Here is an 18,107-nt window from a genome sequence, read left to right as displayed (position 1 = left end):
GAACCGGCGGCGGGATCAGTTCCCGCCGCGGAAAAGGCCCAGCAACTCGTTCAGGATGCCCTCGGCAACGTTGTCGCGATCGGGCCGGGGGCCGGCATCCTGGCGGGGATCACCCGGCCCGGCCGCGGGCACCCGCATCGGCAATGGCCGGGGCGAAAGTCCGGCATGAACCCGCATCATCGTTTCATGCCATATCTCGGCGGGCAGACCGCCGCCGGTAACACCTTTCAGCGGCGTGTTGTCGTCATAGCCCATCCAGACCCCCGCGACGTAATCGGCGGTGAACCCGATGAACCAAGCGTCGCGCGCCGCCGAGGTGGTGCCTGTCTTTCCGGCGGCCTGCCAGCCGGGCAGTTTCGCGCGCTGGCCCGTGCCCGCCTCGATCACCTGGTGCATCATGTAGACGAGGCCCTGCGCAGCATCGCGCGAAATCACCCGTTCGCCCATACCGCCGACCTGCCCCATCAAGGGGTCGCTGTCACCCTTGAGACGCAGTTCCACCAGGCCGTAAGGCGTCACGCTCGACCCTCCGTTCAGGATGCCCGCATAGGCGCCCGTCATGTCGATAAGCGTCGATTCCGAGGCCCCCAGCGCCAGTGCCGGGCCCAGCGCCAGATCGCTTTCCAGCCCGAAATCGGCGGCGATTCGGCGCACGTTCGCGCGCCCCACCGATTCGGACACCTTGACCGCGGGGATGTTGTAGGAATGGCGCAATGCATCGGTCAGCGTCACCCGGCCGTGGAATTTTCGGTCGTAGTTTTCCGGCGAATAGGGGCCCGAACCCGGCACGTTGATGGTCAGCGGTTCGTCCACCACCGTCGCGTTCGGGCCATAGCCCAGGTCCAGCGCCGCGGCATAGACGAACGGCTTGAACGCCGATCCGGTCTGGCGCAGTGCCATGGTGGCCCGGTTGAACCCGCCGATCGCGGTCTTGCGCCCGCCCACCATCGCGCGCACCGCGCCGTCAGCCGACATCACCACCACCGCGGTTTCGGCCTTGGACCCGTCGCGCACCTTTTCCTGGAACACAAAGCGCACCGCTTCTTCGGCCGCGGCCTGGATCTGCGGGTCGAACGTGGTTCTGATCACGACATCCTCGGTCGTGTCGCGTGTCAGGAAATCGGGGCCTGCACCCATCAGCCAATCGGCGAAATACCCGCCTGCACGGGCCTCTGCCGCCTCTGACAGGCGCGCGGGATTGGCCCGCGCGATCGCGGCGTCTTTCGGCCCGAGATAGCCCTGGTCCTGCATCAGGCCCAGGATCAGGTTGGCCCGGTCCTGAGCCCGTTTAAGGTTGTTGGTCGGCGCATAGGTCGTCGGCGCCTTTAGCAACCCCGCCAGCATCGCCGCCTCTGAAACGTTCACCTGGTTGGCCGATTTGCCGAAATAGCGTTGCGCCGCGGCCTCGAACCCCCGTGCGCCCGCGCCCAGATAGGCGCGATTGAGATAGATCGTCAGGATCTCGTCCTTGGTGTATTTCACCTCCATCGCAAGGGCAAAGACCGCCTCCTTGATCTTGCGCGCCAGCGTCGTGCGGCGGCAGTCGGCCTCGTATTCGGCCTCGCTTTTCCAGATATCGGGATCAAAGGCCACGCCCAGACACAAGAGTTTCGCGGTCTGCTGCGTGATGGTTGACCCGCCATGGCCCGACAACGGCCCGCGCCCCTCGGACAGGTTGATCCTGATCGCGCCGGCAACGCCGCGCGGGCTGATGCCGAAATGACGATAGAACCGCTTGTCCTCGGTGGCGATCACCGCGTTCTTGAGAACCGGGGCCACGGTGTCTGCAGTGATCTGGCCGCCGAACTGTTCGCCGCGCCAGGCGAAAACCTGTCCATCGCGATCCAGCAAGGTGACCGACCCTCGCGTGCGGCCGTCCAGAAGCGCGGTCATCTCGGGCAGCTTGGCGTGAAAATAATAGACCGCCAGCCCGAGCACGATCGCCCCGGCCAACGCAAGGCGCGAGAACACTTTCCATATCAGGCCAAGGGTCCAACCGATGAGCGCGCGGAAAAACCCGGCCACGGGATTGCCCCGGCGGGCGGGCTTGCGCCGCGTGGCCGCCGGTTTGCGGCGGACCGGTGTCCTGGTCTTTTTCGCATGGCGTTTCTCTGCCGCCAGTGGGGGTCGTTTCCGGCCCTTGCTGCTCATCTCGTTGCCCGCCGCCTCTTGTGGTCTTTGTCCCACCTTATCCCGGTAGAACACGATTGTGGAGTTTCCCTCGTATCACGATTCGATTTCCCAATTCGCACAAGATTTCATCATATCACATTATTTGTGCAAATTTTGTGCAAATAATGACGTGATCGCACGGCATTGCCGCCGCGATTCCTTGAGTCATCTCCACCCTGCCCCGCTTTCTTTCCCTGTGAGATCCCGCAGGGGCACCTGCCAAAACCGGAAGAGGGTTGAGACGTGAAACTCATCATTGCTGCAATCAAGCCGTTCAAGCTGGAGGAGGTGAGGGAAGCCCTGACCGCCATCGGCGTGCGCGGCATGATGGTGACCGAGATCAAGGGCTTTGGCTCGCAGTCCGGGCACACCGAAATCTACCGTGGCGCGGAATATGCCGTGAATTTCGTGCCAAAGGTCAAGCTAGAGATCGTCGTTCCCGCCGCGATGGCCGACCAGGTGGTCGAGACCATCGCCAAGACCGCCAAGACCGACAAGATCGGCGACGGCAAGATCTTTGTCCTCGACGTGAACCAGGCGGTGCGCGTGCGCACCGGCGAAACCGACGAAGACGCCATCTGATCCCCCGCGACGACCCCAGACAGAGGACCAAGAGACATGAAACTGACGAAACTTCTTCCCCTCGCGGCGGGCCTGGTGGCCTTGCCCGCGCTGGGTTTTGCCCAGGAGGCCGCCGAGGTGGACATGACGCCGCCAAACGCGGAGATCGGTTATATCTTTACCACCTTCATGTTCCTCGTCACCGGGTTCCTGGTGATGTGGATGGCCGCGGGCTTCACCATGCTCGAGGCCGGGCTGGTGCGCCAGAAGAACACCGCGATGCAGTTGATGAAGAACGTCGCGCTGTTCTCGATCGCGGCGATCATGTATTACCTGATCGGCTACAACCTGATGTATCCGGGCGATGGATGGACGATCACCAACGTGCTGGGCGCATTTGGCTGGACATCGCTGGAACCGGTCGGGCTGGCCGATACCGAAACCGACCTGACCTATGCCTCGGTCGGCTCGGACTTCTTCTTCCAGCTGATGTTCTGCGCCACCACCGCCTCGATCGTGTCGGGCGCGCTGGCGGAACGCATCAAGCTGTGGCCCTTCCTGATCTTCGTCGTGGTGCTGACCGGGCTGATCTACCCGATCCAGGCCTCGTGGAAATGGGGTGGCGGGTTCCTTGACGCCAATTTCGGCTTCCTCGACTTCGCCGGTTCGACGGTCGTGCACTCCGTCGGGGGCTGGGCCGCGCTTGCAGGCGCGTTGATCCTGGGGCCGCGCATCGGCAAGTACGGCAAGGGCGGTTCGGTTCACCCGATGCCGGGCGCCAACCTGCCGCTGGCCACGCTGGGCACGTTCATCCTGTGGATGGGCTGGTTCGGCTTCAACGGCGGCTCGCAGCTCTACATGGACACCGCCGGCAACGTCGCCGACATCAGCCGGATCATGGCCAACACCAACACCGCCGCTGCCGGCGGCGCGCTGGCGGCGCTGATCCTGACCAAGGTTCTGTATCGCAAGCCGGACCTGACCATGGTCCTGAACGGCGCGCTGGCGGGCCTGGTGTCGATCACGGCCGAACCGCTGACGCCGTCCCTGGGCATGGCGACCGTGATCGGCGCCATCGGCGGCGTGATCGTGGTCTTCGCGGTGCCGTTCCTCGACAAGCTCAAGATCGACGACGTGGTCGGCGCAATCCCGGTGCACCTGTTCGCCGGTATCTGGGGCACCATCGCGGTCGTGCTGACCAACGGCGATGCCTCGCTGTTTGGCCAGTTGATCTCGATCGTGATCGTGGGCGCCTTCGTCTTCGTGGTCTCGGGCCTGGTGTGGTTCATCCTCAAGGCGGTCATGGGTATCCGCGTCAGCGAAGAGGAAGAGGTCCAGGGCCTGGATATCGGCGAACTGGGGATGGAAGCCTATCCCGAATTCGCCAAAGGCTGAGGTCAGTCCATGCAGGCAAGACAGGCCCGGGCGTTCGCGCCCGGGCCTTTTCGTTGCTGATCAGCCCATCAGACCCCGGCGCACCAGGTTCAGCGCGGCGATGGTCAGCACGACCAGCGTCAGGCGGCGGAAACGGTCGGGGTTCAGCCGGTCCTGCAACCGGAACCCCAGCCACATGCCCAGCCCCGCGGGCAGAACCAGTGCTGCGGAAAACGGCAACGTCTGCGCGTTCAGAACGCCCGATCCCAGATGCGCCAGCATCAGCATGGCCGCGCCGATCAGGAAGACCACGCCCTGCACCCGGACCATTTCGATCTTGTCGGTGTTGAAGCTGAGAAGATAGGCGATCACCGGCGGCCCCCAGACCCCGGCGATCCCGCCGAAAAAGCCCCCGACCAGCCCCATCGCGACCTCGGCCGGGGCGCGCTGGCGGGCGTGCAGGATCAGTTGCCGCCCCATGAGCTGGCTGATGGTGAAGGCCGCGATCGGCACCCCCAGCAAAAGATACATCGCGCGGTCAGGCAACACGGTGACCAGCGGTGCGCTGGCCGCGATCGCCGCCACGACACAGCCGATCAGCAGCCGGTATTTCCGAACCGAACCCCACGCCGCCGCCACCCCCTGCCGGAACGCCTGCGCGATGTTCAGAAGCAGCGTCGACATGATCAGCCCCGCCAGCGCCAGCTCTGCCGGCAGGAAGGCGGACAGCCCCGAAATCAGGATCAGCGGCAGCGCAAAGCCCACCGCACCCTTCACGACGCCCGCGAACAAGGCCACCGCCACGGCGGCGATGAAAAGCTGAAGATCGATCCCGAAAATCATGATAGGCGTTTCCCTTTCCTGACCCCCGGCTATATCGTGGAGCCCGGCGCGCCGCAGTGCAAAAAAGAGGGCGACATTATGCTTCAAACTACAGTGTCTATTTGAATTTTTGTTGCGCTGCATCTGCAAAGATCTTATGCCACCCCAAGCCGCAAGAAGGAGACGATTCATGCCCCATGACGGTCAGGATATGCCCGCGTCGAACGCCCTCTTCCCCGATCTGCTGGACAAGACCGAGGCCGCGCTTGCCCCGGTGAATGCCGTTCTGGATGACGCACGAGAGGCGGTTCGCGCCCTCGTGACCGAGGATGGGCGCATCTCGGGCAGGTTGGTCGAGGCCCACCAGGGTGCGGCGCACGGCCTGGCATGGCTGGCCACCTACGCCCAGGCCCTCACCCAGATGCAATCCTGGGCCATGCGGTTGAACGCAGATGGAAAGTTCGGCGAGATCGAACATTTGATCCACCAGATCGCCTTTGCCGAATACCTTCTGCAAATCCAGGGCGGCATCCCGATGAGCCAGGGCGAAATCGTCCGCCTTCAGGATATCGGCGTCTCGGCCGAGGCCCAGGCCGCGCTGGCCGGGGACGCCGCGGTGACGGCGCTTTGCCAATGCGGCAATTCTGCGCGCGCGCGCGCGCGACTGGTCGAACTGATGCAGGAACAGGCCGCGAATTCCACCGTCGGCGCCACCGGCCTGGATGACGAACTGGAAATGATCCGCGACCAGTTCCGCCGGTTCAGCCAGGACCGGGTGGAACCCAACGCCCATGAATGGCACCTCAAGGATGAGCTGATCCCGATGGAGATCATCGAGGAGATGGCCGAACTGGGCGTCTTCGGCCTGACCATCCCCGAGGAATATGGCGGGTTCGGCCTGTCCAAGGCGTCGATGTGCGTGGTGTCCGAGGAACTCTCGCGCGGCTATATCGGCGTGGGCAGCCTGGGCACCCGGTCCGAAATCGCCGCCGAACTGATCCTCTGCGGCGGCACCGAAGAGCAGAAACAACACTGGCTGCCGAAACTCGCCAGCGCGGAAATCCTGCCCACCGCGGTGTTCACCGAACCCAATACCGGCTCTGACCTGGGTTCGCTGCGCACCCGCGCGGTAAAGGTCGGCGACGATTACGAGGTGACCGGCAACAAGACCTGGATCACCCATGCCGCGCGCACCCATGTGATGACGCTGCTGGCGCGCACCGATCCCGAGACCAGCGATTACAAGGGCCTGTCGATGTTCCTGGCCGAAAAGACGCCGGGCACCGACGAGGATCCGTTCCCGACCCCCGGCATGACAGGTGGCGAAATCGAGGTGCTGGGCTATCGCGGCATGAAGGAATACGAGCTCGGCTTCGACAAGTTCAAGGTCAAGGGCGAGAACCTTCTGGGCGGCGTCGAGGGCCAGGGCTTCAAGCAGCTGATGCAGACCTTCGAATCGGCCCGCATCCAGACCGCGGCGCGCGCCATCGGCGTGGCGCAATCGGCGCTGGACGTGGCGATGCAATACGCCCAGGACCGCAAGCAGTTCGGCAAGGCGCTGATCAACTTCCCTCGCGTGGCCGACAAGCTGGCGATGATGGCGGTAGAAATCATGGTGGCCCGCCAGCTGACCTATTTCTCGGCCTGGGAAAAGGACAACGACCGCCGCTGCGACCTTGAGGCCGGGATGGCGAAACTTCTGGGCGCCCGCGTGGCCTGGGCCTGCGCCGATAACGGGCTGCAGATCCACGGCGGCAACGGCTTCGCGCTGGAATACACGATCAGCCGCATCCTGTGTGACGCCCGCATCCTGAACATCTTCGAGGGGGCCGCCGAGATCCAGGCGCAAGTTATTGCACGCCGTGTCCTCGGGTAAGACTTGAACGAACCGAACTGACGCCCCGGCCCTTGCGCCGGGGCGTTCGCGTTCACAGGACCCGCGCCAGCACCTCCACCAGTCGCCCCCGCGCCGCGGGCAGGGGCCTCTCTCCCAGCGCCGGCGCGAGCCATTTCTCAAGGAAATACCCGGTTGTGCGCAACCCTTCGGCAACCTCCTGTCCCCGGACCGGCCCCTGCCCCAAAAGACAGGGCGGCAACGGCAACAGCCGGTCTGCCCAGTCGCCCGCGCCCTCGGCACTGACCGCGCGGCCGGAGTTCGGCGAAACATAGACCAGATCGTCGCGATCCCCGGTAACCGCGCAGCGCGTGAGGTCCAGCCCGAACCCCATCTCCTCCAGCAGCGCCAGTTCCCAGCGCAGATAGGCCAGAGGCCAGGCATCGCCATGGGCCAGCAGATCCAGCATCGTGATCGAACGGGTGTAAAGCGCCGGATGCGCCTCGCGCTCGGGCAGGGCAAAGGACAACAGCGCAGTCACCGCGTTCAGCCCGGCCAGCGCCGCGCGATCCCCCATCAACGCACCCGCCCGCCCGCGCAAGGGCTCGACCGTGAAACTGCCCATGTGATCCGCCAGCCGCGCGCGCCAGGTCACGGCCAGCTGGGTGCCCGGCTGCAACACCGGCGCCATCCGTCGGCCCACGCCGCCCCGCACCACGCCCAGGTGGCGACCGTGACGGGCGGTGAACATCTCGACGATGGCCGAACTTTCGCCATGCGGACGCATGGCCAGGACCGCGCCTTCATCCTGCCACTCGATCATCGCGCCCCCTGCTTCTTCTTGGGAAAAATACCCAGATCCTGCCGGCAAAGTCACGCAAGTCCGGGTTGATCGAGCAGGTGGCGCCCCGCGCGATCCTCGACCTCCACCACCCACAGATCGGGATCGAACCCGCGCTGCCGGGCGATCGCGGCATCGACCTCGGCCTCCTCCCCCTCGGCCAAGACGATCCAGACGCGATCGCCGGCCGCCAGGTCAAAGCTGCGCTGGAACGCCCGCGCCTGTCCGTCCAGCGTGTTCAGCTTGACCAGGACCGCACCGGCAGTGTCGTCGCCATGGACTACGACGAAGGCCGGAATATCGACCAGCCGCAGCCGCGCCATGTAGGCCTGGACCCAGAACTCGGCGGTTAGTCGCATGGGGCACCGCACCGCTGGTGCCCGGCGCCGGGGATGCTAACATGGCAACAACAAGCCAAGAGAAAGCCACGCATGTCCGACGACACCGCCCCCGACAAGCCCCGCCGCGTTCTGCCGCCCTTTTCCAAGCCCGTGATCATCGCCGCCATCGTGCTGGACATCATCGTCTTTGCCGGCTTCTCCCGAAAGGGAATCTTCGTGGCGCTGATGCTGATCTTCAATATCGGGGTCTGCGCCGTGGCCTATTTCGCGATCCTGCGCTACCTGGAAACGCGACTATTCCGCGAAAGGGATCAATCGCCCTCGCGGAAATCCAGCCCCATTTCGGAATAGCGTTCCGCCTCGTCCAGCCAGTTCGGCCTCACCTTGACCTGGAGAAACAGGTGCACCGGACGGCCCAGGAACTCGGACAGGTCCGCCCGCGCCGCCTGGCTGACGGATTTTACCGTCTCACCCTTATGGCCCAGCACGATCCCCTTGTGGCCCTCGCGGGTGACATAGATGATCTGGTCGATCCGGGTGGACCCGTCACGGCGATCCTCCCATTTCTCGGTCTCGACGGTCAACTGGTAGGGCAGTTCCTGGTGCAGGCGCAGGGTCAGCTTTTCGCGCGTCACCTCTGCCGCGATCATCCGCAGAGGCAGGTCGGCGATCTGGTCCTCGGGATATAGCCACGGCCCCTCGGGCAGCGCGCCGGCCAGCCATTCGCGCAGATCGTCCACCCCGTGCCCCTTTTCCGCAGAAATCATGAAGGTCCGCTCGAAAGGGTAGGCCGCGTTCAGATCGGCCGACAGCGCCAGCAGGGCCTCGGCCTTGACGCGATCGATCTTGTTGATGGCCAGCGCCACGCGCTGATTGTCCGTCACTCGATCGCGCAGGGCCTCAAGGATGGTATCCACGCCCCCTGTTCGGCCACGATGGGCCTCGACCAGCAGGACGATCACGTCGGCATCCGCGGCCCCGCCCCATGCGGCGGCCACCATGGCGCGATCCAGCCGGCGGCGCGGGCGGAACAGGCCCGGCGTGTCGACGAAAACGATCTGGGCATCCCCTTCCATCGCCACGCCGCGGATACGGGCGCGTGTGGTCTGCACCTTGTGGGTGACGATCGACACCTTGGCACCCACCATGCGGTTGAGCAGGGTGGACTTGCCCGCGTTAGGCTCTCCGATCAGGGCGACGAATCCGGCGCGTGTGGTCATTCGGACCGCTCCTTGTGTTCAAGCAGCGCTGCTAGCCGATTTCGACCGGTTTCGCCAGCGCAAAGCCGCAAGGCCACCCCGCAGGCGGCGCAGGCACAACCGGAAGCCGCGCACGTTTGCGCCTCACGTCTCGTCCTGCACCAGCCGCGAGAGCAAGGCATGGGCCGCAGCCTGTTCGGCTTGGCGCTTGGCCCCGGCCTCGGCCTGCGCCTCTTGCCCGGTTTCCAGCCGGGCTGCGATGGTAAAGCGGGGCGCGTGGTCGGGGCCCTCGCGCGCCAGTTCGACATAGCGCGGCGGGTTCAGGCCACGCGCCTGCGCCCATTCCTGCAACGCGGTCTTTGCGTCGCGCGAATCCGCCTCGACCGCGCCGATCCGGCCGCCCCAATGGCGCAGCACCAGTCCGCGCGCGGCCTCGAAACCGCCGTCGATATACACTGCGGCGATCACCGCCTCCATCGCGTCGGCCAACAGCGCCTCCTTGCGCCGTCCGCCAGACATCATCTCGGACCGGCCCAGTTTCAGAACCTCGCCGAGCCCCAGGTCGCGCGCGACAGCGGCGCAGGTCTCGCGCCGGACCAGCGCGTTGAAGCGCGGGGCAAGCTGACCCTCGGACGCGGCCTGGTCGGCCGACAAAAGGGCCTCTGCCATCACCAGTCCCAGCACCCGGTCGCCCAGGAATTCCAGCCGCTGGTTATCTGGGCGTGTGGAGCTGGACAAAGAGGAATGCGTCAACGCACGGATCAGCAGCTCGGGCCGCCTGAACGCGTGGCCCAGCCGGTCTGCAAAGGCGGAAAGGTCGGCAGACAGTTTCACGCGCTCACTCGATCGCCTTGAAGAACCGGTCCGACCGCCAGGTCCAGACAAAGAACAAGGATCGTCCTGCGGACGAGAACATCACCCGGTCGGCCCGCCCGATCAGGTTCTCGGCCGGCACGAAGCCCACACCGCCATTGGACTGCGCATAGCGACTGTCCTGGCTGTTGTCACGGTTGTCGCCCATCGTGAAATAATGCCCCTCGGGCACGGCAAAGACCGGCGTATTGTCGGAAAACACGCCGTCTGTGATGTTGAGGATGGCATGCGACTCGCCGCCGGGCAGCGTTTCGATGAAACGCGACTTGGTACAGGTGCCCCCCTCGCCCACCGGGGCGTTTTCACAGCGGGGATAATGGCCCATCGGACCCTGCCTTGAATAGGTTTCCGAAAACTGGCCGTCGGCCGTGACCTGCACCGCTGCGCCATTGATATGCAGAACCCCGTTCTTCATCTGGACCGTGTCGCCCGGCAAGCCGACAACACGTTTGATGAAATCCGATCCGTTGACTGGGTGACGGAACACCACGACATCGCCCCGCCGGGGTTCGGAATCGAGGATGCGACCGGAAAACGGGCAAAGACCGAACGGGCAGGAATAGCGCGAATAGCCATAGGCCATCTTGTTGACGAACAGGAAATCGCCGACGAGCAACGTGTCTTTCATGCTGCCCGAGGGGATCCAGAACGGTTGAAAGAACAGCGTGCGGAAAACGCCCGCGATCACCAGCGCCCAGAAGATCGTCTTGACCGTCTCCCACAGGCCGTCTTGCTTTTCGCCCTTGGCTGCCATTGGCTGTCCTGTCGTGAAAAATTGGGGTTGCCGCTTCTTGCGTGGGGCGCGCGGGCCTGTCAAGGCGACGCCTCAGCCGAGGGGTCGCGCCTCGATCACGACAAAGGCCTGCGCCCAGGGGTGATCATCGGTCAGCGTGACGTGAATGATCGCGTCATGCCCCGGCGGCGTCATCCGCGCCAGCCGCTCGGCCGCCCAGCCGGTGACCCGCATGACGGGTTGGCCGGTCTCAAGATTGTCTACGGCCATGTCCCGCCACGCGATTCCCATGCGCAACCCGGTTCCCAGCGCCTTGGAACAGGCCTCTTTCGCCGCCCAGCGTTTCGCATAGGTGCCCGCCACATCGGCGCGGCGCTCGGCCTTGGCCCGTTCCACCTCGGTAAAGACGCGGTTACGGAAACGATCGCCGAACCGGTCGAGCGTCGCCGCCACCCGGTCGATATTGGCCAGATCGGTGCCGATGCCCAGGATCATGACGCGGTCCGTTCCGCAATGCGCGGCCCTTGTCGCATCCGCCTTAGCCCCGCGCCGTATCCATCAGGCGCCGCATCTCGGCAATTGCCGGGACAAGGCCGCGAAAGATCGCCTCGCCGATCAGGAAATGGCCGATATTCAGTTCCACAACCTCTGGAAAGGCCGCGACCGGCTGCACCGTGTCATAGGTCAGGCCATGACCTGCATGCACTTCCAGCCCAAGCGAATGGGCAAGGGCGGCCATGTCGCGCAGGCGTTCCAGTTCCTCGTCACGGGCGGCAAGGCGGCCCTCGGCGTGGAAATCGCAATAGGCGCCGGTATGCAACTCGACCACGGCCGCGCCGATGCGCGCGCTGGCCTCGACCTGTGCGGGGTCGGCCCCGATGAACAGCGACACCCGGCAGCCCGCCTCGCGCAGCGGCGCGATGAAATCGGCCAGCCGGGTTTCATCCCGGGCAACGTCCAACCCGCCCTCGGTCGTGCGTTCCTCGCGTTTTTCCGGCACCAGGCAGACGGCGTGCGGGCGGTGGCGCAGGGCGATGGCCTGCATTTCCGGGGTGGCCGCCATTTCCAGGTTCAGCGGCACCGACAGCGCCGCCATCAGCCCGTCGATATCGGCATCCGAGATATGCCGCCTGTCCTCGCGCAGATGCGCGGTGATGCCGTCGGCGCCGGCCTCTTCGGCCAGTTTCGCCGCACGCAGCGGGTCGGGATAGGCCGAGCCGCGCGCGTTGCGCACGGTGGCGACGTGGTCGATATTGACGCCCAGCCGGAGTTTACCCATCGGCTTGCCCTTTCTGCCGGCCTCAGCGCCGGTCCTCTGCCTTGGCGGCCGGCTTGCGCAGCCCCGCCAGTTTTTGTTTCAGCCGCCCCTTGCGGCGGTGCTGGTAGACCGCGATCAGCGGCATACCGAGATGATAGGCCGCGATACCCGCGATCAGGCCCGGACCGATCCCGCCCACCAGATAGGGCAGGAACACCTCGTGGTAAAACTGCGAGAGTTTTGCCCAATCGGCATCCGCCTTGGTAAAGACCGCAAGCAGGTTATCCCAGAGATCGGCACCCGCGCCTGCGAACTTGCCCAGAAGGGTGGTTTCCATCGTCTCGTCGAACTCGGTCCCCATCAGGAAATGACCGGTCTTGAGCGACACCACCCCGATCGGAACATAGGTCAGCGGGTTTCCCACCAGCGTGGCCAGCAGCGCGGCAACCAGGTTGCCTTGCAACAACCGCGCAAGCAGCGCCGCCAGGATGAAATGCAACCCGAAGAAGGGCGTAAAACAGACGAACACCCCCGCAAAGATGCCGCGCGCGATACGGTGCGGGCTGTCGGGCAATCGCCGGACACGATGGGTGATGTAATGGATAGCCCGCCCCCAACCGCCACGCGGATAGAGACTGTCCAGCACAATCTGGCCGATACTGCGTTTATCCCGGCGCTTGAAGACCAAGCCTTTGTTCCTTCGCGTCGGGCCCGCCCCTAAAGAGCGCGCTCGGGATCACGGTATCGTTCGATCTCGGCCACGTCATTCTCGGCCTCAAGGGCGGTCATCACGGTATGAAGATGTTCCACATCGCGCAGATCGACCTGGATCAGCAGACGATAAAAATCCGGTTTCTTGTCGATGAATTCCATGTCGGAAATATTGGCCTTCTGCTCGCCAATCAAGGTGCAGATACGGCCCAGCACGCCCGCGTCATTGCGCATCGTGACGAAAAGACCGACGGTGTGGGCCACGGGATGCTTGCCCGAATGCCAGTGGATATCGATCCAGCGGTCTGGCTGATCCTCGAATTTCGCGAGGGCAGGGCAATCGATGGCATGAACGACAACGCCCCGTCCGCGATAGGCAATCCCCACGATCCGTTCGCCCGGCACCGGCTGACAACAAGGCGCGCGGGCAAAGGATTGTTCCGGCGACAGGCCGACCACCGCACGCGACGGCTCTATCTCGTCACCGCCGGGATTGGCCAGGTCGGGATAAAGCGCCTCGACAACGTCCTGCGCGCGCAACTCGGCGCTGCCCAACCGCGCCAGAAGTTCCGCGCCGTCGGGCAAACCAAAGCTTTTCGCCGCGGTTCTCAGCGCCTTGTCGGTGGCCTTCTTGCCGACATGCTCGAACGCGACACGGGCCAGTTCACGGCCCAGCTTGATATAGCGCCCCCGGTCCTCTTCGCGCAGCGACTTGCGGATCGCGGCCTTGGCACGGCCCGTCACCACGATGTCGATCCAGGTGGCCTGGGGGCGCTGGCCCTCGGCGGTGATGATTTCCACCGACTGACCGTTTTTCAGCCGGGTCCAGAGCGGCACACGGATGCCATCGACCTTGGCGCCAACACAGGAATCACCGATCCGCGTATGGATCGAATAGGCGTAATCCAGCGGTGTCGCACCACGGGGCAGTTTGACCACATCCCCCTTCGGCGTAAAACAGAAGACCTGGTCGGAATACATCTCGAGCTTGACGTGTTCGAGAAACTCGTCGTGATCCTCGGCATTCTCGAACCGCTCAGTCAGCGAGGCCAGCCATTTCGCCGGGTCCACGGCGAAAGGGTTCCCCGCCCGCACGCCATCGCGATAGGACCAGTGCGCCGCAACGCCGGCCTCGGCCACCTCGTGCATCTGGCGGGTGCGGATCTGGACCTCGACGCGTTTGCCGTCGCGCCCCGACACGGTGGTCTGGATCGAGCGGTAGCCGTTCGATTTAGGCTGGCTGATATAGTCCTTGAACCGGCCCGGAACCGCGCGCCAACGCTGGTGGATGGCCCCCAGCACACGATAGCAATCGCCTTCGCTCTCGGTGATCACGCGGAAACCGTAAATATCGGACAGTCGCGAAAAGCCCTGTTCCTTTTCCTCCATCTTGCGCCAGATCGAGTAAGGTTTCTTGGCGCGGCCGAACACGTCCGCCTCGACTCCTTCGCGGTCCAACTCCTTTCGGATGTCCTGGGTGATCTGTTGAATCACGTCGCCGGATTCGCGTTGCAGCGTGATGAAGCGGCGGATGATCGAGCTGCGCGCCTCGGGGTTGAGCACGCGAAAGGCCAGATCCTCCAGTTCCTCGCGCATCCACTGCATGCCCATCCGCCCGGCAAGCGGGGCGTATATATCCATCGTCTCGTGGCTTTTGCGGACCTGTTTTTCATGCGGCAGCGACTTGATCGTGCGCATGTTGTGCAGCCGGTCGGCCAGTTTCACCAGGATCACCCGCAAGTCCTTGGACATCGCCATGAACAGCTTGCGGAAATTCTCTGCCTGCTTGGAGCGGGTCGATGAAAGCTGAAGATTGGTCAGCTTGGTGACGCCGTCCACCAGCTCGGCGATCTCGCGGCCGAACAGTTGCTCGACCTCGGAAAACGTGGATTTCGTATCCTCGACCGTGTCGTGCAACAGTGCGGTCACGATGGTCGCATCATCCAGCCGCTGTTCGGTCAGGATGGCGGCCACAGCCACGGGATGGGTAAAGTATTCCTCCCCCGACCGACGATACTGACCCGAATGCATCTCGCGCCCATAGGCATAGGCGCGGCGGATCAGGTCGGCATCAGTCCGGGGATTGTAATTGCGGACAAGCGAAATCAGGTCTTCGACGTCGATCATCCTGTCCGCAAACCTCTTGCGCGTGTCAGCGCGGCCCCTGCGCTTCCATCAAGGCACGCAGCAATTTTTCTTCGGACATGTCGTCATCCGAGGGTTTGTCCGGCTCGCCGCCGCCCATCAACAGCGCCATCGAGTCCTCTTCGGGCTCATCGACCTCGATCTGGTGCTGGTGCGCCTCGATCATGCGTTCGCGCAGATCCTGGGCCGACTGGGTTTCATCGGCGATCTCGCGCAGGGCGACGACGGGATTCTTGTCGTTGTCGCGATCGACGGTCAGCACGCCACCGGCGGCGATTTCGCGCGCCCGATGGGCGGCCAGCATCACCAGTTCGAACCGGTTGGGAACCTTGTCAACGCAATCTTCTACCGTCACGCGGGCCATGGGGCACTCCGTTCCTGGTGGAGGGTGGAAATCACACTCTTATTGATTGTCAAAAGCCTTGACAAGGGCGGAAAGCCCCGCCCACGGCCCCAATACGGCAGAAATCGACAGCTTTTCATCCCTCGGCAGCGCGTCGAGCATCTGTTTCGCGGTCAGCCCGAGAATCGGATGGTGCCAATCCGGGGCGATTTCGGCCAGCGGAACCAGGACAAAGGCGCGGTCCTGCAGACGAGGATGCGGCAGGATCAGGCGGGGCGGCGCAAGACGGGCCTGCACCGCGGCGGACAGATCGCGCCAGGCGTCCTGGGTGGCGCGGTCAGGCAAGATCGCACCGCCAAGATCCAACAGGTCAAGGTCAAGCGTCCGCGCCGCCCAGCGTGCCTGTCGCCTGCGCCCGAACCGCGCCTCGACCCGGTGCAGCCGCTCAAGCATGGCCGCCGCGGGCAGCGTCGTTTCGATCGCGGCCACCGCGTTGATGAAATCGGGGCCCGCACCCGCCGGCATGCAGGGCGTTGAGTAAAACCGGCTGATCCGGGTGATTCGAATTTCGGGGCAATCCAGCACCGCCAGCGCACGCGCAAGGGTGCGAGCGGGGGACGAGCCGGCGAAATCGACATTCCCGCCCAGCGCGACCAGTCCTTTTGTACAGGTTTCATGAAGATTTCGCCGTTGCGGCATCCGATGCTATCCTTACATTCGTCGCGCGGTCTTCCGATGGCCGGACCGGGCAGGAACCTGCCCGCGGTCCCACCACTCATCCGGGTCATTGGTCATCGCTATTTTTCATTGGTGAAGGAACAAAGATGTTTTACCGCGACGAACGTTTGGCCCTGTTTATCGACGGCGCCAATCTTTATGCGGCCGCCAAGGCGCTGGGCTTCGACATCGACTACAAGCTGTTGCGGCAAGAATTCATGCGCCGTGGCAAGCTGTTGCGCGCGTTCTACTATACTGCCCTCCTCGAAAACGACGACTATTCGCCGATCCGTCCGCTCGTCGACTGGCTGAACTACAACGGCTTCACCATGGTGACGAAGCCGGCGAAGGAATATACCGACAGCCAGGGACGGCGAAAGGTCAAGGGCAACATGGATATCGAACTGACGGTCGATGCCATGGAACTGGCCCCGCGGGTGGATCATGTCGTGCTGTTTTCCGGCGATGGCGACTATCGGCCGCTGGTGGAAAGCCTGCAACGCCAGGGTGTGCGGGTGTCGGTCGTGTCAACGATCCGCAGCCAGCCGCCGATGATTGCCGACGAATTGCGCAGGCAGGCCGACAACTTCATCGAGCTTGACGAACTCAAGGAAGTGATCGGCCGTCCCCCGCGCGAACCGCGCCATGACCATGACGAACACGACACCGAGATCGACTGAGCCTGCTGCCGGCACGGCCGGTCTGTGCGCCTGATCCTGCAAGATGACAGGCGCGGCCACCCTTGCCCAGCTTGCCACGATGTTCGCCGCCGCCTTTGGCGCGGCGACCATCCTGCCGTTCCAGTCCGAGGTGGTTTTCGTCGGGCTGCAATTGGCGGGCGGCATCGGCGCGGGCTGGCTGATCGTCGTTGCCAGTATCGGCAACGTTCTGGGGGCTGTGGTCAATTACGTGCTGGGCCGCTGGATCGAACATTTCCGCACCCGGCGCTGGTTCCCCGTGACCGGCGGCCAACTGGTCCGCGCGCAGGGCTGGTGGGCGCGCTGGGGCGTATGGACCCTGCTGCTGAGCTGGGCGCCCTTCGGCGATGCCTTTACCGTGATCGCGGGCATGATGCGCACGCCGGTCTGGTTGTTCATGGCGCTGGTCACCATAGCCAAGACAGGTCGATATGCCGCGCTGGCCTGGGCGACGGCCGCCGCGGCCGGTTAGGGCGGGGACTGGACGCATCGCGCACATGGGTTTACCTCTGTGGCAGACAGGAGAAACGCCATGACCAAATCGCCGCTCACCCTCTATCTTGCCGCGCCGCGCGGGTTCTGCGCCGGTGTCGACCGCGCCATCAAGATCGTCGAGATGGCATTGGAAAAATGGGGGCCGCCCGTCTATGTCCGCCACGAGATCGTGCATAACAAGTTCGTGGTCGACACGCTGCGCGACAAGGGCGCGGTTTTCGTCGAGGAACTTGACGATTGCCCGATCGACCGCCCGGTGATCTTTTCCGCCCATGGCGTGCCAAAATCCGTGCCCGCCGAGGCCGAGCGGCGCAACATGACCTATGTCGACGCGACATGCCCGCTGGTGTCCAAGGTGCACCTGGAGGCCGCCCGCCATGCCGAGAACGGCAAACAGATGGTGATGATCGGCCACAAGGGCCACCCCGAGGTGATCGGCACCATGGGACAACTGCCCGAGGGCGAAGTGCTGCTGGTCGAAACCCCGGAGGATGTCGCGAACCTGATGGTCCGAGACCCAGGGCAACTGGCCTTCATCACCCAGACGACGCTATCCATCGACGACACCGCCGAGGTGGTCAAGGCGTTGCAGGCACGGTTTCCGACGATCGAGGGGCCGCACAAGGAAGACATCTGCTACGCCACCACCAACCGTCAGGGCGCGGTGAAACAGATCGCCCCCAAGGTGCAGGCGCTGTTGGTGATCGGTGCGCCGAACTCGTCGAACTCCAAACGCCTGGTCGAGGTGGGCGCGCGCGCCGGCTGCGACTATTCCCAGCTGATCCAGCGCGCGACCGAGATCGACTGGCGCGCGCTGGAAGGCGTGTCGGCCGTGGGCATCACCGCCGGGGCCTCCGCGCCCGAGCAGCTGGTGGACGAGGTCGTCGCCGCCTTCCGCGAACGGTTCGACCTGACCGTCGAAGAGGTCGTGACCGCCGACGAAAAAATCCAGTTCCGCCTGCCCCGCATCGTGCGGGAACTGGCCTGAGC

General features: G+C 64.4%; 20 protein-coding genes. 7 read left to right on the top strand and 13 right to left on the bottom strand.

Annotated elements, in window-relative coordinates; all coding sequences use genetic code 11:
- Positions 1–15 precede the first annotated feature (15 nt).
- Positions 16–2,151: a transglycosylase domain-containing protein gene (locus EV663_RS12005; RefSeq protein ID WP_132952238.1), complete on the bottom strand. Its 2,136-nt coding sequence runs from the start codon at positions 2,149–2,151 to the stop codon at positions 16–18.
- A 264-nt stretch (positions 2,152–2,415) separates the two neighbouring features.
- Here EV663_RS12005 and EV663_RS12000 point away from each other — a divergent pair, with 264 nt between their 5' ends.
- Both EV663_RS12000 and EV663_RS11995 read left to right on the top strand, forming a co-directional pair.
- Positions 2,416–2,754 (top strand): P-II family nitrogen regulator, encoded by a 339-nt coding sequence (locus EV663_RS12000; RefSeq protein ID WP_132952169.1) that lies wholly within the window; start codon positions 2,416–2,418, stop codon positions 2,752–2,754.
- A gap of 36 nt (positions 2,755–2,790) precedes the next feature.
- Positions 2,791–4,128, top strand: a complete 1,338-nt coding sequence (locus EV663_RS11995) for an ammonium transporter (RefSeq protein ID WP_132952167.1) — start codon at positions 2,791–2,793, stop codon at positions 4,126–4,128.
- A 60-nt stretch (positions 4,129–4,188) separates the two neighbouring features.
- Here EV663_RS11995 and EV663_RS11990 read toward each other — a convergent pair whose 3' ends face one another.
- Positions 4,189–4,950 carry a sulfite exporter TauE/SafE family protein gene (locus EV663_RS11990; RefSeq protein WP_132952165.1) on the bottom strand — a complete coding sequence of 254 codons (762 nt, stop codon included), beginning with the start codon at positions 4,948–4,950 and terminating at the stop codon, positions 4,189–4,191.
- A 169-nt stretch (positions 4,951–5,119) separates the two neighbouring features.
- On the opposite strand from EV663_RS11990, the gene EV663_RS11985 reads away from it, so the two are divergent.
- Positions 5,120–6,805 carry an acyl-CoA dehydrogenase family protein gene (locus tag EV663_RS11985; protein WP_132952163.1) on the top strand — a complete coding sequence of 562 codons (1,686 nt, stop codon included), beginning with the start codon at positions 5,120–5,122 and terminating at the stop codon, positions 6,803–6,805.
- 52 nt (positions 6,806–6,857) lie between these two features.
- Here EV663_RS11985 and recO read toward each other — a convergent pair whose 3' ends face one another.
- Both recO and EV663_RS11975 read right to left on the bottom strand, forming a co-directional pair.
- Positions 6,858–7,583: a DNA repair protein RecO gene (gene recO / locus EV663_RS11980; RefSeq protein WP_132952236.1), complete on the bottom strand. Its 726-nt coding sequence runs from the start codon at positions 7,581–7,583 to the stop codon at positions 6,858–6,860.
- A 53-nt stretch (positions 7,584–7,636) separates the two neighbouring features.
- Positions 7,637–7,963, bottom strand: coding sequence for a DUF1491 family protein (locus tag EV663_RS11975; RefSeq protein ID WP_132952161.1), 327 nt, complete (start codon positions 7,961–7,963; stop codon positions 7,637–7,639).
- Positions 7,964–8,035: 72 nt separating this feature from the next.
- Between EV663_RS11975 and EV663_RS11970 the strand changes: the two genes are divergently transcribed.
- Entirely contained in the window at positions 8,036–8,296 is a 261-nt protein-coding gene (locus EV663_RS11970; RefSeq protein ID WP_132952159.1) for a hypothetical protein, read from the top strand.
- On the opposite strand, the gene era is transcribed toward EV663_RS11970, so the two are convergent.
- The 9 genes from era to folK all read right to left on the bottom strand — a co-directional run bounded on the left by era (position 8,257) and on the right by folK (position 15,906).
- Complete coding sequence (gene era / locus EV663_RS11965) at positions 8,257–9,165, bottom strand: GTPase Era (RefSeq protein WP_132952157.1); 909 nt, start codon at positions 9,163–9,165, stop codon at positions 8,257–8,259. The genes EV663_RS11970 and era overlap by 40 nt on opposite strands.
- Before the next feature lie 123 nt (positions 9,166–9,288).
- Entirely contained in the window at positions 9,289–9,978 is a 690-nt protein-coding gene (gene rnc, locus EV663_RS11960; protein WP_132952156.1) for a ribonuclease III, read from the bottom strand.
- A 4-nt stretch (positions 9,979–9,982) separates the two neighbouring features.
- Positions 9,983–10,771: a signal peptidase I gene (lepB, locus tag EV663_RS11955; RefSeq protein WP_132952154.1), complete on the bottom strand. Its 789-nt coding sequence runs from the start codon at positions 10,769–10,771 to the stop codon at positions 9,983–9,985.
- A 72-nt stretch (positions 10,772–10,843) separates the two neighbouring features.
- A complete protein-coding gene (acpS, locus tag EV663_RS11950; RefSeq protein ID WP_132952152.1) occupies positions 10,844–11,245 on the bottom strand; it encodes a holo-ACP synthase in 402 nt (133 codons plus the stop codon).
- Between the two features lie 43 nt (positions 11,246–11,288).
- Positions 11,289–12,029, bottom strand: coding sequence for a pyridoxine 5'-phosphate synthase (locus EV663_RS11945; RefSeq protein ID WP_132952150.1), 741 nt, complete (start codon positions 12,027–12,029; stop codon positions 11,289–11,291).
- Between the two features lie 22 nt (positions 12,030–12,051).
- Positions 12,052–12,696 carry a DUF2062 domain-containing protein gene (locus EV663_RS11940; protein ID WP_132952148.1) on the bottom strand — a complete coding sequence of 215 codons (645 nt, stop codon included), beginning with the start codon at positions 12,694–12,696 and terminating at the stop codon, positions 12,052–12,054.
- A gap of 29 nt (positions 12,697–12,725) precedes the next feature.
- A complete protein-coding gene (locus EV663_RS11935) occupies positions 12,726–14,846 on the bottom strand; it encodes a RelA/SpoT family protein (protein ID WP_132952146.1) in 2,121 nt (706 codons plus the stop codon).
- Positions 14,847–14,871: 25 nt separating this feature from the next.
- Positions 14,872–15,228 (bottom strand): DNA-directed RNA polymerase subunit omega, encoded by a 357-nt coding sequence (rpoZ, locus tag EV663_RS11930; RefSeq protein WP_132952144.1) that lies wholly within the window; start codon positions 15,226–15,228, stop codon positions 14,872–14,874.
- 39 nt (positions 15,229–15,267) lie between these two features.
- Entirely contained in the window at positions 15,268–15,906 is a 639-nt protein-coding gene (folK, locus tag EV663_RS11925) for a 2-amino-4-hydroxy-6-hydroxymethyldihydropteridine diphosphokinase (RefSeq protein ID WP_132952142.1), read from the bottom strand.
- Positions 15,907–16,031: 125 nt separating this feature from the next.
- Here folK and EV663_RS11920 point away from each other — a divergent pair, with 125 nt between their 5' ends.
- From EV663_RS11920 to ispH, 3 genes are read left to right on the top strand one after another with little or no spacing between them, the layout of a single operon-like run.
- Positions 16,032–16,604: a LabA-like NYN domain-containing protein gene (locus tag EV663_RS11920; protein ID WP_132952140.1), complete on the top strand. Its 573-nt coding sequence runs from the start codon at positions 16,032–16,034 to the stop codon at positions 16,602–16,604.
- Between the two features lie 43 nt (positions 16,605–16,647).
- Positions 16,648–17,094: a YqaA family protein gene (locus EV663_RS11915; RefSeq protein ID WP_132952138.1), complete on the top strand. Its 447-nt coding sequence runs from the start codon at positions 16,648–16,650 to the stop codon at positions 17,092–17,094.
- 60 nt (positions 17,095–17,154) lie between these two features.
- Positions 17,155–18,105, top strand: coding sequence for a 4-hydroxy-3-methylbut-2-enyl diphosphate reductase (gene ispH, locus EV663_RS11910; protein WP_132952136.1), 951 nt, complete (start codon positions 17,155–17,157; stop codon positions 18,103–18,105).
- The last annotated feature ends 2 nt before the right edge of the window (positions 18,106–18,107 follow it).

The sequence above is a fragment of the Rhodovulum bhavnagarense genome (assembly GCF_004343505.1).
Lineage (GTDB): Bacteria > Pseudomonadota > Alphaproteobacteria > Rhodobacterales > Rhodobacteraceae > Rhodovulum > Rhodovulum bhavnagarense.
Note: the sequence above shows the minus strand (reverse complement) of the source record. Positions and strands in the feature narration are given on the sequence as shown.

What these genes read in the sequence shown, in the direction of transcription:
- EV663_RS12005 (WP_132952238.1), bottom strand. Translation starts at nt 2,151, where the DNA reads ATGAGCAGCAAGGGCCGGAAACGACCCCCACTGGCGGCAGAGAAACGC.
- EV663_RS11995 (WP_132952167.1), top strand. Translation starts at nt 2,791, where the DNA reads ATGAAACTGACGAAACTTCTTCCCCTCGCGGCGGGCCTGGTGGCCTTG.
- EV663_RS11990 (WP_132952165.1), bottom strand. Translation starts at nt 4,950, where the DNA reads ATGATTTTCGGGATCGATCTTCAGCTTTTCATCGCCGCCGTGGCGGTG.
- EV663_RS11985 (WP_132952163.1), top strand. Translation starts at nt 5,120, where the DNA reads ATGCCCCATGACGGTCAGGATATGCCCGCGTCGAACGCCCTCTTCCCC.
- EV663_RS11975 (WP_132952161.1), bottom strand. Translation starts at nt 7,963, where the DNA reads ATGCGACTAACCGCCGAGTTCTGGGTCCAGGCCTACATGGCGCGGCTG.
- EV663_RS11970 (WP_132952159.1), top strand. Translation starts at nt 8,036, where the DNA reads ATGTCCGACGACACCGCCCCCGACAAGCCCCGCCGCGTTCTGCCGCCC.
- era (WP_132952157.1), bottom strand. Translation starts at nt 9,165, where the DNA reads ATGACCACACGCGCCGGATTCGTCGCCCTGATCGGAGAGCCTAACGCG.
- lepB (WP_132952154.1), bottom strand. Translation starts at nt 10,771, where the DNA reads ATGGCAGCCAAGGGCGAAAAGCAAGACGGCCTGTGGGAGACGGTCAAG.
- acpS (WP_132952152.1), bottom strand. Translation starts at nt 11,245, where the DNA reads ATGATCCTGGGCATCGGCACCGATCTGGCCAATATCGACCGGGTGGCG.
- EV663_RS11945 (WP_132952150.1), bottom strand. Translation starts at nt 12,029, where the DNA reads ATGGGTAAACTCCGGCTGGGCGTCAATATCGACCACGTCGCCACCGTG.
- EV663_RS11935 (WP_132952146.1), bottom strand. Translation starts at nt 14,846, where the DNA reads ATGATCGACGTCGAAGACCTGATTTCGCTTGTCCGCAATTACAATCCC.
- rpoZ (WP_132952144.1), bottom strand. Translation starts at nt 15,228, where the DNA reads ATGGCCCGCGTGACGGTAGAAGATTGCGTTGACAAGGTTCCCAACCGG.
- folK (WP_132952142.1), bottom strand. Translation starts at nt 15,906, where the DNA reads ATGCCGCAACGGCGAAATCTTCATGAAACCTGTACAAAAGGACTGGTC.
- EV663_RS11920 (WP_132952140.1), top strand. Translation starts at nt 16,032, where the DNA reads ATGTTTTACCGCGACGAACGTTTGGCCCTGTTTATCGACGGCGCCAAT.
- EV663_RS11915 (WP_132952138.1), top strand. Translation starts at nt 16,648, where the DNA reads ATGACAGGCGCGGCCACCCTTGCCCAGCTTGCCACGATGTTCGCCGCC.
- ispH (WP_132952136.1), top strand. Translation starts at nt 17,155, where the DNA reads ATGACCAAATCGCCGCTCACCCTCTATCTTGCCGCGCCGCGCGGGTTC.